Source organism: Microvirga sp. GCM10011540, from assembly GCF_042650665.1.
In the GTDB taxonomy this organism is placed as follows: Bacteria; Pseudomonadota; Alphaproteobacteria; order Rhizobiales; family Beijerinckiaceae; genus Microvirga; species Microvirga lenta.
In genome coordinates this window covers 1-12,673 of sequence record NZ_JBHSBQ010000104.1, presented here as the reverse complement: position 1 = coordinate 12,673, position 12,673 = coordinate 1, and the positions used below count along the sequence as shown (strand labels likewise).

At 64.3% G+C, this 12,673-nt stretch carries 13 protein-coding genes; 10 read left to right on the top strand and 3 right to left on the bottom strand.

Annotated elements, in window-relative coordinates:
• Positions 1-93: 93 nt before the first annotated feature.
• Entirely contained in the window at positions 94-381 is a 288-nt protein-coding gene (locus ACFOYU_RS16000) for a transposase (protein WP_377034360.1), read from the top strand.
• A gap of 116 nt (positions 382-497) precedes the next feature.
• Here the strand turns inward: ACFOYU_RS16000 and ACFOYU_RS15995 are convergent, their stop codons facing one another.
• Complete coding sequence (locus ACFOYU_RS15995) at positions 498-1,286, bottom strand: metal ABC transporter substrate-binding protein (RefSeq protein WP_377034359.1); 789 nt, start codon at positions 1,284-1,286, stop codon at positions 498-500.
• Between the two features lie 21 nt (positions 1,287-1,307).
• On the opposite strand from ACFOYU_RS15995, the gene ACFOYU_RS15990 reads away from it, so the two are divergent.
• Genes ACFOYU_RS15990 through ACFOYU_RS15975 form a run of 4 tightly spaced genes read left to right on the top strand, consistent with a single transcriptional unit; the run spans position 1,308 to position 6,032 of the window.
• Complete coding sequence (locus tag ACFOYU_RS15990; RefSeq protein WP_377034358.1) at positions 1,308-2,828, top strand: ABC transporter substrate-binding protein; 1,521 nt, start codon at positions 1,308-1,310, stop codon at positions 2,826-2,828.
• A complete protein-coding gene (locus tag ACFOYU_RS15985; RefSeq protein ID WP_377034357.1) occupies positions 2,825-3,760 on the top strand; it encodes an ABC transporter permease in 936 nt (311 codons plus the stop codon). The genes ACFOYU_RS15990 and ACFOYU_RS15985 overlap by 4 nt, the downstream gene beginning before the upstream one ends.
• The gene (locus tag ACFOYU_RS15980; protein WP_377034356.1) at positions 3,757-4,587 is read left to right on the top strand and encodes an ABC transporter permease; all 831 of its coding nucleotides are present in this window, start codon (positions 3,757-3,759) and stop codon (positions 4,585-4,587) included. The genes ACFOYU_RS15985 and ACFOYU_RS15980 overlap by 4 nt, the downstream gene beginning before the upstream one ends.
• Entirely contained in the window at positions 4,584-6,032 is a 1,449-nt protein-coding gene (locus tag ACFOYU_RS15975; RefSeq protein WP_377034355.1) for an ABC transporter ATP-binding protein, read from the top strand. Before ACFOYU_RS15980 ends, ACFOYU_RS15975 begins: the two co-directional genes overlap by 4 nt.
• Positions 6,033-6,055: 23 nt before the next feature.
• On the opposite strand, the gene ACFOYU_RS15970 is transcribed toward ACFOYU_RS15975, so the two are convergent.
• Positions 6,056-6,730, bottom strand: coding sequence for a DUF1007 family protein (locus ACFOYU_RS15970; RefSeq protein WP_377034354.1), 675 nt, complete (start codon positions 6,728-6,730; stop codon positions 6,056-6,058).
• A gap of 123 nt (positions 6,731-6,853) precedes the next feature.
• Entirely contained in the window at positions 6,854-7,765 is a 912-nt protein-coding gene (locus ACFOYU_RS15965) for a LysR substrate-binding domain-containing protein (protein ID WP_377034353.1), read from the bottom strand.
• 114 nt (positions 7,766-7,879) lie between these two features.
• Between ACFOYU_RS15965 and metC the strand changes: the two genes are divergently transcribed.
• The 5 genes from metC to ACFOYU_RS15940 all read left to right on the top strand — a co-directional run.
• Positions 7,880-9,064, top strand: a complete 1,185-nt coding sequence (gene metC / locus ACFOYU_RS15960) for a cystathionine beta-lyase (protein ID WP_377034352.1) — start codon at positions 7,880-7,882, stop codon at positions 9,062-9,064.
• Between the two features lie 30 nt (positions 9,065-9,094).
• Entirely contained in the window at positions 9,095-10,129 is a 1,035-nt protein-coding gene (locus ACFOYU_RS15955) for an amino acid ABC transporter substrate-binding protein (RefSeq protein ID WP_377034351.1), read from the top strand.
• Positions 10,130-10,144: 15 nt separating this feature from the next.
• A complete protein-coding gene (locus tag ACFOYU_RS15950) occupies positions 10,145-11,296 on the top strand; it encodes an amino acid ABC transporter permease (RefSeq protein WP_377034350.1) in 1,152 nt (383 codons plus the stop codon).
• Positions 11,293-12,402, top strand: a complete 1,110-nt coding sequence (locus ACFOYU_RS15945; RefSeq protein WP_377034349.1) for an amino acid ABC transporter permease — start codon at positions 11,293-11,295, stop codon at positions 12,400-12,402. Before ACFOYU_RS15950 ends, ACFOYU_RS15945 begins: the two co-directional genes overlap by 4 nt.
• Positions 12,403-12,486: 84 nt before the next feature.
• The coding region (locus ACFOYU_RS15940) for an ATP-binding cassette domain-containing protein (RefSeq protein ID WP_377034361.1) at positions 12,487-12,673 on the top strand (187 nt) is incomplete at its 3' end.

The following is a 12,673-nucleotide window of genomic DNA, read 5'->3' as shown; positions in this document are numbered from 1 at the left end:
GCCGCTTGGCCAAGGACTGGGAGGGCCTGCCGTCGACCACCGAGACGTGGATTTATCTCGCTATGTGCCGCCTCATGACCAAAAGATTAGTCCATGCCGCAGCTTAATTTCCAGACACCCTCTAGTGGCAAGGTGCGGTTGGGACACATCTCCAAGCAGGGTAATCGGTACCTGCGGTGGCTTCTGGTGTTGGGAGCCTCCACGCTGATGCGACATGCGCGCGGCCGGACCTCAGTTACGGCGGGGTGGATCAACGGGCTTCTGGCGCGCCGCCCAGCCAGCGTGGTCAGAACCGCCATTGCTAACAAGCTGGCACGGATCGCCTGGGCGGTCCTCCAGGACGAGCAAGGATATCGCGCTTCGGCTGCTGCGGCCGCATAGGCGATCTCGGGAGCCGGACGAGACGTTTGCAAGAATGGTGAGGTGGTGATGGTGTGATGACGAACCGGTCGAGCCGGGGATCAGAGCAGCCCGAGAAGGCATCGGAGTAGAGCCGGTCACCGATCCACGCTCCCGACTCCTTGGAGATGCTCTCGATCAGGCGCGGATCCGAGATGTTCTCCAGGAACACCGCCGGGATGCGCTCCTTCTTGATCTGCCGCACGATCCGCGGCTTCCGCATCTGTGGAAACGCCCTGCGGAGACACGAACTCGAGGCCGTAGGCCTTGTCGAAGTAGCCGAAAGCATCATGCGTCGTGACGACGTTGCGCCGCTCCTGCGGGATCGATCCGACCGCCGCCTTCACCTCGGCATCGAGTGCGTCGAGCCTGGCAAGATAGGCCTTGGTATTGGCCTCGTACACGTCCTTGCTCTCAGGATCGGCCTTGGTCAGCCCATCACGGATGTTGGTCACGTAGATTTTGGTATTGGCGACGTCCTGCCAAGCATGGGGATCGAACTCGCCATGGCTGTGCCCCGGAAGGCCATGACCATGTCCGTGCTCCTCGTTCCGGAGCGGCTTCACACCCGTGCTGGCCGTCACGAGAGCGGCCTTGCTCCCCGATGACCTGATCAGACGGTTCATCCAGCCCTCGAAGCCGAGACCGTTCACCATCACGACCCGCGCATCAGCAATCTTCTTGGCATTGGCGGGCTTGGGCGAGAACACATGGGCGTCGCCGTCGGGATCGACGAGAGTGCTGACCTCTATGCGGTCGCCGCCGACCTGACTCGTGAGGTGGGCCGGGCCGCCCGGATTGTGGCTGGCCGACAGGACGAGGGTGCATCGGGACTGGACAGCGACCGAGTCCGAAGCTATGGCGTATAGTATATTATACGTAGCCACAGTCGAAGGGAGCTCCTCACCATGCTGCGCACCGTTTCCGTCCTGGCCCTCGGCCTAGTGCTGGGCATCGGCCATGCACAGGCCGCCGCCGGAGACGATATCCTCGACATCGTCGCCCCCTTTGAGATCAACGGCACGGACCCCTCCACCGGGGGTGACCTCTTCCTCAAGATGGGCGTGGCCGAGACGCTCGTCGGAGCGGACGAGGCTGGTAAGCCGATCCCGGCGCTGGCGACATCCTGGGAACTCTCCGACGACGGCAAGGTCTGGCGTTTCAAGCTGCGTCCGCACGCAACCTTCCACGACGGTACGCCCCTGACGGCCGAGGCCGTTGTCGCCGCACTGACCGCCGCGAAGGGCAAGCCTGGCATTCTCAACAAAGCGCCGATCGAAACCGTCGCGGTAGACGGCAATGACGTCGTCGTCCGCCTCTCCGAGCCCTTCGCGCCGCTGCTCGCTTTCCTCGCCCAGAACACCACGGCGATCCTGGCGCCCGCAGCCTATGACGACAAAGGACGGGTCACGCAGGTCATTGGGACCGGACCCTACAAGATCAGCCTTCTGCAAGCGCCACAGAAAATGACGGTCGAACGCTTCGACGGCTACTGGGGTGAAAAGCCCTCAATCCGCGCCGCCAGCTACTTGGCGGTCGGCCGTGGCGAGACGCGCGCCCTCATGGCCGAGAGTGGCGACGCCGATTTCGTGTTCAACCTCGATCCGGCCAGCCGCACCCGTCTGGCCCGCAGTCCAAAGGTCAATATCCTCTCCGTCTCGATCCCGCGCAGTATCCTGCTCAAGGTCAACGCAGGCGACCCGCTCCTCAAGGACATCCGCGCCCGGCAGGCCCTGAGCCTTGCCGTGGACCGTGAGGGTATCGCAGCCGCGATCCTGCGCTACCCGGCCGCCGCCAACCAGCTCTTCCCGCCAAGTGTCGCAAGCTGGCACAACGCGAACGTCCAGCCGCTTGCCTACGACGCGGAAAAGGCCAAGGCATTGCTCGCCGATCTCGGCTGGAAGCTCGGATCGGATGGGCTTCTGGCGAAGGGCGGCCAGCGCTTCGCCCTGACACTGGTGACCTATCCCGACCGCCCTGAGCTGCCGCTCGTGGCCGCCGTCCTCCAGGAACAGCTCAAGGAGGTAGGTGTCGCAATCACCATCAACTCCACCAATTCCAGCGAGATCCCGGCCAAGCACCAGGACGGATCGCTGCAAATGGGTCTGGCCGCGCGCAACTTCGCACTCGTCCCCGATCCCATTGGCACGATGTTGCAGGACTACCCGCCCCAGGGTGGCGACTGGGGCTCGATGAACTGGTCGAATGCCGAGTTCGACCAGGCGATCAAGGATCTCTCCAACATCTCGGACGCGGCTCAGGGCCAGTCCCTGCGTGAGAAGGCGGTTTCGATCCTCCAGGCAGAGCTGCCGGTGATCCCCATCGCCTGGTACCAGCAGACGGCCGCCGTCTCCAAGAAGCTGGAGAACGTGCGTCTTGATCCCTTCGAGCGCGACTTCGGCCTTGCCAGGATGCGGTGGGCGCAATGACGAGAGTTCTCGGCTACCGTCTCTTCCAGGCGCTCCTTGTCGCCCTGACGGTGGGCGTGCTGACCTTCATCATGGTTCGCGCACTGCCCGGTGACATGGCCTACCGCATCGCGGCCGGCCGCTACGGCTACGACATGGTCAACACCGACGCGGCCAACGCGGTGCGCACCGAACTCGGGCTCGACCGGGGCGGGGCGGCGGCTCTTGGCCAATGGTTCTGGGACCTGATCCGCTTCGATCTCGGTGAGTCCGTCGTGTCAGGCGAGGCCGTCATCGACGAGGTGCGCCACCAGCTCGGTCACACGGTGGAACTCGCGCTCGCAGCGGTGCTGCTGTCGCTCCTGATCGGGCCGCCTCTCGGCATCCTTGCCGGCTTGCGTCCAGGAGGGGTGATCGACCGAGGCCTGCTCCTGGTGTCGAGCACGCTGCGCGCCCTGCCGCACTTCGTGGTCGGCCTCCTGCTCATCATCGTGCTGGCGACCGGTATGGGCGTTCTGCCTGCCGCTGGGCACGGTGAGCCGCAAAACCTGATCCTGCCGGCCCTGACGTTGGCGCTGGGGCTGGCGGCTGTCTCGAGCCGCGTGGCCCGGGATGCGATGGCGGGCGTTGCAGGCTCACCCTACTACGCCTTCGGGCGCACCAAGGGCCTGTCGGAGGCGCAGGTCTTCCGCCGCCATGGCCTGCGCAATGTGAGCGTGCCGATCGTGACCTATCTCGGCGTGCAGTTCATCTATCTCATCGAAGGCGTCGTGGTGGTGGAAACCCTCTTTGCCTGGCCTGGCATTGGGCATGCGCTCGCCCATGCGATCTTTGCCCGTGACGTTCCCGTGATCCAGGGCACAGCCCTGATCATGGGCTTGATGTTCGTGCTGCTCAACGCGGTGGTGGATCTCGCGTGCTACCTGATCGATCCGCGGAGGCAGGTGGCATGACGACCATTGCAATGAGTTCATCCGGTTCCGTGCCGGCGCAGAAGCGCATTTCTGTTGGACAGCTCATCGGCTTCATCATCCTGGCCGTGATCGTCCTGTTCGCGTTTCTCACACCGCTCGTCTGGCCCGTGGACCCGACGCGGCAGAGCCTGCGCAACGTCCTCGCTGCACCGAGCTGGAGCGAGCCGCTCGGCTACGATCATCTCGGGCGCTCGATGCTGGCGCGCCTCGCGGCAGCCTTGCGGCTGTCCTTGGGATTGGCCTTCCTCAGCGTGCTGACTGCGGCGGTCCCCGGCGTCCCGCTCGGCATCCTCGCGGCCTGGAAAGGCGGGATCGTCGACCGGGCCCTGTCGGTCCTCGGGGACGTGTTCCTGGCTCTTCCGGGTCTTCTGCTCGTGCTGATGCTGACCGCCATCGCGCCGGATTCGCCTTGGGCGCTGTATGTTGGCATCTCGCTGGTGTTGTGGATCGAGTACTTCCGCCTGACACGAGCCACCACCCGCACGCTGATCACGTCCCCGGCCGTTCAGGCCTCGCGCCTTCTCGGCTTCGGGCCGGCCTACATCGTCCGCCGTCACCTTTGGCCCGAGATCGCCCCGATGATCCTGACTGTCGGGGCCTTCGGGGCCGCCACAGCGATCATGGCGATCGCCGCGCTGGGCTTCGTCAGCGTCGGCGTGCGCCCACCCACGCCGGAGCTCGGCCTGATGATGACCGAGCTGCTGCCCTACTACGAGGAGGCGCCGCACGCCCTGCTGCAACCGATCGTCGTGGTCTTCTTCCTCGTCCTCAGCCTCAACCTCATCGCCGGGAGCAAAACACGATGACCGCCCTGCTTGTCGCTGACGGGGTCTGCGTCTTTGCCAAGGAGCGGATCGTCGAGCCGGCATCCCTGTCGCTTCGTCCCGGCCGCCCCTTCACCATCCTGGGCGAGACCGGCTCGGGCAAGAGCCTGCTGGCCCAAGCCATCCTGGGCACGCTGCCGGCAGGTCTTCGCGCCGAAGGCAGCGTCACCATCGCGGGCCAGGGGCTGTCGCTTGCCGCTGGGCAGGGGCATCGTTCCCTCTGGGGCCGCGTCATCTCCGTGCTGCCGCAGGAGCCGTGGCTGGCGCTCGATCCCACCATGCGGGCGCGCGAGCAGGTCGCCGAGGGCTATGGCTTCGTGCAGAGATTGAGTGCGGAGGACGCAAACCGTCGGGCACAGGATGATCTGGCCAACCTCGGTCTTGCCGAGGCCGGGAGCAAGCTGCCGTCGCAGCTCTCCGGTGGCATGGCCCAGCGCGTTGCCTTCGCGGCGGCCCGCGCGGGTGGGGCGCGGATCGTCATCGCCGACGAACCGACCAAGGGTCTCGATGTTGCCCGACGCGACGATGTCATCGCGCTCCTCATGCGTGAGGTGGCCGAGGGCGGTGGTCTCCTGACGATCACGCACGACCTCGAACTGGCACGGCGCATGGGCGGCGACCTCGCGGTGATGCTCAACGGCGTCATCATCGAGCAAGGACCCGCCGAGGAGGTGCTCAAGGTTCCGCAGCATGCCTACACTAAGCGGCTAATTGAGGCCGACCCTGCCCACTGGCCAAACGGACAGCCCCGGAAGGCAGCCGGGCGGCCTGTCATGGTGGCGGAGGGATTGGGCAAGTCCCGTGGTGGACAGCGGCTGTTCAGCGGGCAGAACCTCGCCGTCCACCCAGGCGAGATCATCGGCATCACGGGTCCGAGCGGCTGCGGCAAGAGCACGTTCGGGGACATCCTGCTCGGTCTGCTCGAGCCGGACGAAGGCAAGGTCTGGCGGGGCGAGGGACAGCCCGCGATCAAGTTCCAGAAGCTCTACCAGGACCCGCCGTCGGCCTTTCCGCAGTGGATCACCTTGCGCCGGGCCGTCCTCGATCTCGTCAACCTGCATGGCCTGGATGCTGCGAGGATTGAACCCCTCATGGCACGGCTGCGGCTGGCACCCGAGCTTCTCGACCGCCTGCCGACCGAGGTCTCGGGTGGTGAATTGCAGCGCTTCGCCCTGCTGCGCGTCCTCCTGCTCGATCCCGTGTTCCTGTTCGCCGACGAGCCTACCTCCCGGCTCGATCTCATCACGCAACAGGAGACGATCGAGCTTCTCGTCGAACTGGCAAGGGAACGGAACTGCGCGGTCCTGATCGTCAGCCACGATGCAGAGTTGATCCGCAAGCTCAGTGACCGGCGGATCCGGTTCGGGGCGGAGGAGCCCGAGACCCCGTCCAGGGTCCACCCTCCGCCCGTAATCGCCTTGGCATAGGCTGGGACTCGGCTTTCCCGGGATCATTCCTGCTGACAGATGACGGTGATCCGGCCAGCCGGGTCGCTGTCCACTGTCGCAGGGACGTCGAGTTCACCTCGCAGGGCAGCGGAAATGTCCTGCGCCAGACGCTTGACGTCCTCCGATCCGCTCTCGGCCGGACGGTTCAGCGAGGCCTTGCAAGCCTCCGGAGCCCCGTCCAGCATTGCGGTGTCGGCGGCCTGTGGCAGAGTGAAGGCCGTGAAGAAGGTTGGGTCGCCGACATGGAGCGCCAACTCCTTCGGCTGGATGGGCGTCTTCAGCGGCAGCAAGAACCGCAGAATGAGGCGGCCACTCGCGATGCTCGCCTGGTAGTCCTCTGGAGGAGCGAGAGCGGCTGGTGAACCATCCACCTTCACGGCCGTGAAGTAGTTGGTCTCGGCGAGCGAGGCGAGGTTCGATTCGGCCAGTTCCGCGAGCTTATCGGGATCGGCATTGCCGTCCCGGTCCATGTCGAAGCCCATGGTAGCGTAGGCCGAATAGGCTGGATCGAAGATCCACGTATGTCTGATCCCCGTCACCCGCGCGGCGGCATCGAAGACTATCTGGGTGCTAGCCTCAACCCAGACATGAGGGTGTGCGATGGCTGGCGCTGTGATTACCAGCCCAGCGAGAAGGCTCGAAAGCCATCCGGTGCGGTCGAGCCATTGCCTCTGCACGTGTGCACTCCATTCAGGTCGGCATCGATTGGACAGCAAGGAATCCGTCTGCTGCTTGGCCCCTTTGGAGAGTTAACTTCAGCACGGGGAAAAGGTTTGGATCGTCCGATACCGTGCTGTTTCCTACTGAGGCGGGGTCTCCGCCAACGGCTGTCGCGTGTCGCGGGCCTGGAGGAGGGCAGCGACGAACTCCCTGACAAGGCGTGCCTGCTGGGCATCTGGGCGGAAGAGCAGGATGCTCTTGAAGTAAACAGCAGGCTCGAAGGGGCGGAAGACCAGCCCGCGCTCGGGAAAGCCGTCGGCCGACGCGGGGTTGACAAGGCCTACACCTACGCCCTCGAGCACTAGAGCGCAGACTGTCGAGGAGCCGGGCGTCTCGACCACGATCTTGGAGCGCACCCCCGCAGCCTCAAGGACAGCATCGAACCGCTGACGGGCGCGGTCCTCGGGCGCCAGCGCCACAAAGGGCACACCATCGAGATCCTCAGGCGTAATCGTCCGTCTGGCGGACAGCGGATGACCAGGCGGGATGGCACAGACAGCCCTGAAGCTTCCGAACGTCCGGTGTTCCACTCCGGACAGGTCCACCTCGTCGGCCGCAAGGCCGATGTCGAACTCGCCCGATCCGACGAGTTCGCGCACACGGGTGGTTGGATGGACCTGAAGGGTCAGGGCGATATCCGAGTGCTTGGCCTGGAACGCCCGTATGGCGCGCGGCACGATCGTGTTCCCGAGCGCGGCAAGGCTGGCGATGCGGATGCTGCCTGAGCCAAAGTCGCGGATGCGGGCCACCTCCGCCCTCAGGCGCTCAAGGCCGACGAAGCTGCGGTCGACCTCCCTGAGAAGCAGCTTGGCCTCCGGGGTCGGCACAAGCCGGCTTCGAACCCTGTTGAACAGCGCGAACCCGACCGTCTCCTCGAGCTCGGCGATTGAGCGGCTGACCGACGGTTGGGTGATCTGGAGCAGTTCCGCCGCCCGAGACGCTGAACCCGAGTGCATGACGGCGCGAAAAGTCTCGAGCTGGCGGAAGTTCATGGATCACCCGAAATGCCAAAGTCCATAGGTTTTATGCATAGACTGATACGGCATGGTCAATTGTTTCTATAAAGCGGCTCAGTATCCTGGCTCTTACAAGACCAAGGATATCCCATGAAAGATCTAACCCGCTGCGTCCATCACCCAGCCGTCTCCCACGAGGGCTTCTCCAGCCTTGCAGTGCCGACCTACCGTGCCTCGACAATTGTTTATCCCGATGCCGAGTCATTCGCTCAGCGCAAGTACCGGGGTCCGGACGGCTACTCCTATGGTCTCCATGGGACCCCGACGACCCGTACGCTAGAGGCCCAGCTCACGGAGCTTCACGGCGGCGTCAGGACCGTTCTCGTCCCGTCGGGGCAGGCCGCCGTCACGGTTGTTATGCTCTCGGTTCTCGTGCCGGGCGACAGGGTCCTGATCCCGGACACCGTCTACCCACCCGTGCGGGGCTTCTGCGCCAATTACCTCAAGCCTAGGGGGATCGACTACGAAGTCTACGACCCGCTGATTGGCGACGGGATAGCCGACCTCATCGACGGGTGCACGAAGCTCGTCTGGATCGAGTCGCCTGGCTCCGGGACGATGGAGGTCCAGGACGTGCCCGCCATTGTGCGGGCGGCGAAGGCCAAGGGCGTACTCGTCGGCTGCGACAACACTTGGGCCTCGCCCCTGCTGTTCAAGCCGCTCGCGCACGGGGCGGACTTCGCCATCGAGGCCCTGACCAAGTACGTTGGCGGGCATTCCGACCTGCTGCTCGGCTCGATCACCGTCAAGGACCTCGACCTGCGCCAGCGTCTCAAGGATACGCTGCGCATGGTCGGCATCGGTGTGTCGCCTGACGAGGCGGCTCTCGCCCTGCGGGGCATCGAGACCATGGGCGTGCGCTTGGCTCACATGGGACGCATTTCGGAGGACTTCGCCCGCCGTCTTGAGAAGCATCCGGTCATCGACCGCGTCCTGCACCCGGCATTGCCATCATGTCCTGGCCATGCGTTCTGGATGCGCGACTTCAAGGGATCCAGCGCCGTGTTCAGCGTCGTCCTGAAGCCCGGTTGCGAGGAGAATCTTGGCCCGGCCCTCACGGCGCTGCGCATCTTCGCCATCGGTGCGTCGTGGGGCGGTACGCGCAGCCTGATCGCCCCGATGGCGATCACGGGTGACCGCACCGTGAACCCGTGGGTTTCCGAGGGCACTGTCCTTCGGATCAGCATCGGCCTTGAGGACCCGGACGATCTCTGGGCCGATCTCACCAACCTCTTCGCCAAGCTCGACCAAGAGCCCGCCGCGAAGGTCGCCTGACATTTCCAATCAAAAACAGAGGGAATAACAATGTCATCGATCAAGCATACTCTCACCATCCCAGTCCTCGGAGCCATCCTGACGGGGGCGATCATCACAACCCCGGCATCCGCCCAGGAGACCGTTGAGGCCGTCAAGCAGCGCGGCTACGTAAGCTGCGGAGCAAGCCAGGGCACCCCCGGCTTTGGGGCTCCCGACCAAAACGGCTATTGGCGGGGTCTCGATGTCGACACCTGCCGCGCCATTGCCGTTGCGATCTTCGGCGACAAGGACAAAGCACGCTTCGTGCCGCTCACGGGCCAGCAGCGCCTGACCGCCCTTCAGACCGGAGAGGTGGACGTGCTGCCCCGCACGACCACCTGGACCCTCCAACGGGACGCGAACGGGGTGAACTTCACCGTCCCGAACTACTATGAGTATCCTGGCGTGATGCTCAGGAAAGACCTTGGGGTAACGAGCGCCAAGGAGATGAAAGGTGCGACCGTCTGCGTGCAGACCGGCTCGACGACGGAGGTAACGGTCGCGGACATGTCCAAGACCCATGCCCTCGATCTCAAGCCTGTGGTCTTCGACACGGTTTCGTCCACTCGCCAAGCCTTCTTCTCCGGGCGTTGCGACGCGTTGATCACGGATGCGTCGGCACTTGCCTCGGTCCGCGCGACGCAGGCCAAGAACCCTGACGAGTATGTCATCATCCCGGCCAACGACAAGATGGAGGCGCTCACGCCTGCGGTGCGCCATGGGGATGACCGCTGGTTCGACATCGTAAAGTGGTCTATTCAAGCCCTGATCATGGCCGAGCAGCTCGGGATCACGCAGGCCAACATCGACGCCAGGCTCGAGTCGGAGGACCCGATCGTGCGGCGTTTCCTCGGCGTCGAAGCCGGTAACGGCAAAGCGCTCGGGCTCGACGAACGCTTTGCCTACAACATCGTCAAGCAGCTCGGGAACTATGCCGAGATCTTTGACCGGAACGTCGGCAAGGACAGCCCGCTCAAGCTCGAGCGCGGTCCCAACCGCCTGTACCGGGACGGCGGGTTGATGTTCCCCCTGGTCTTCAACTGATCGAAGGTGCCTGTCATGGCACGTCTCTGGTATGATGCCAGGCTCCGGGCCGCGACCATCCAGGTCGCGGTCCTGGGGCTGGCCGGACTGCTCGCCCTGTGGCTTGCGGCCAACGCGGCGGAAAACCTTGCCGAGCGCGGGATCGCCGTCGGGTTCGACTTTCTCGGTCGCGTCGCCCGCTTCCCGATCTCGGAGAGCCTGATCGCATACGCGCCAAGCGACACCTTCGCGCGCGCCTTCGCGGTCGGTCTCGTGAACACGCTGTTCATCGCGGGACTCATCATCGTGGGCTCAACTATCCTCGGGCTGTTCGTCGGCTTGGCGCGTCGTTCGCACCACCCCTTGGCCTTCGGCATCGCGACAGTCTTTGTCGAGACGATGAGGAACACGCCGCTCGTGGTGCAGCTCCTGTTTTGGTACGCCCTCGTGACCGTGGGGCTGCCGAACGTGCGCCGGGCACTCAGTCCATTTCCCGGCACCTTCCTGTCCGTGCGCGGCCTGTTCGTGCCGTCGCTCCAGGTGGATGGAAATGCGGCTCTGCTTTGGGTGCTTCTCCTGGGTGGCATCGCCGCAATCATCGTCGCGACGTTGATCGGCCGCAGGGAACGGGTCAGGACAGGTCGCAGGTTCTGGTACGGATCGATTACGACAGCGGTCGTCGTGGCCTTCCTTGGGGGAATTTGGGGTGCCGGCTTCTGGTCTGTGTCGATCGACACACCCCGGCTGCAAGGGTTTGGCTTCATCGGCGGAACGACCCTGACGCCGGAGTTCGCCAGCCTGGTGTTCGGCATGATCCTCTACTCGTCATGCTTCATCGGCGAGATCATCCGGGGCGGCATCGATGCCGTCGGCAGGGGCCAATGGGAGGCCGGACGCTCGCTCGGTCTGAGCGAACGTCAATCCCTGCGCTTGGTGGTCATCCCGCAGGCGTTGCGGGTGATCATTCCTCCAATGACCAGCCAGTACTTCAACATCGTCAAGAACACGACACTGGCGCTTGTGGTGGGCTACCCAGACATATCCTACGTGGTCGCAACCACGATCAACCAGACGGGCCAAGCGATCGAGGGTGTCCTGATCCTGATGGCCGTCTTCCTCACGGTTAGCGCCGCAATCTCCCTCCTCATGAATTGGTACAACCGCAAGGTTGCCTTGGTGCAACGATGACCACGATTGCCTCTCCCACGGAAGCCTTCGTCCGACTGGACGCCACGGCAGCCCAGCCGTCGCCACCACGCCGGCGGCGCTCGCTCGCCCATGTCTTTCTCGGTGACCTGCTCAGTGTCTTTGTGACGGTTGCGACCGGGGCAATGCTGATCGCAATCGTCCCGAAGCTCCTGTCCTGGGCCGTGGTGAACGGGGTCTGGCAGGGCGATGGTTCCGCCTGCCAGGATGCGGGGGCCTGCTGGGCGTTCCTGCGGGAAAAATACCGCTTCATCCTGTTCGGGATCTATCCCCCGGGCGAGCAGTGGCGCCCTGCCTGCGTGGTCCTGATCTTCTTCGGCCTCGTTCTCTGGTCCTTGCCGCCTACCCATTGGACTCGAAAGACGCTGGTTCTCTGGCTCGCCGGCCTAACGGCAGCCATCATCCTCATGGCCGGCGGCGTCCTCGGCCTCTCGGAGGTTCCGACATCGTCCTGGGGCGGCCTGCCCATCACGATCCTTCTTACGGTGATATCGCTGGGCGCGGCTTTTCCGCTCGCCGTTGCCTTAGCACTGGGACGACAGTCCAGCCTGAAGGGCATCCACCTGATGAGCGTAGGCATCATCGAGGTGATCCGGGGACTACCGCTCCTGAGCCTCCTGTTCATCGCATCAGTTGTTCTGCCAATCATGCTTCCCGATGGTATGACGATCGACAAGTTCGTGCGAGCCCTCGTGGCGCTGACGATCTTCTCGGCTGCGTACATCGCCGAGGTCCTCCGTGGCGGCCTCCAAGCCCTCCCTCCGGGCCAGCGCGAGGCGGCCCAGTCGCTCGGACTGGGTTGGCTTGCCACGACCCGCCTCATCATCCTGCCTCAGGCGATCCGCAAGGTGATTCCGCCATTGACCAACACAGTCATCGTCATGGTCAAGAACACGAGCCTCGTCTTGGTCGTAGGCTTGTTCGACCTGCTGAGTTCAGGTCGGGCCGCTGCCACCGACCCAGCTTGGCCGGCTCCCTATAAGGAAACCTACCTGTTCGTCGCCGTGATCTACTTTCTGATTTGCTTCGCCATCTCGCGGTACTCGCGCTGGCTTGAGCAGCGAGTGGCGATCGAGGCCAGGTCATAGCGTCAAGGGGATGAACCGATGTCGGCGGTAAAAAAGATCCAGTCCTCCCTAACCATCGATCCGCGGACCGAGCCCGCCGTTCGCATGATGGGCGTCAACAAGTGGTACGGCGAGTTCCACGCGCTGCGGGACATCAACCTGAATGTCCGGCGTGGCGAGCGCATCGTGATCTGCGGGCCCTCCGGCTCCGGAAAATCCACCATGATCCGCTGCATCAACCGTCTCGAGGAGCACCAGAAGGGGCGCATCATCGTCGACGGTACGGAGCTGA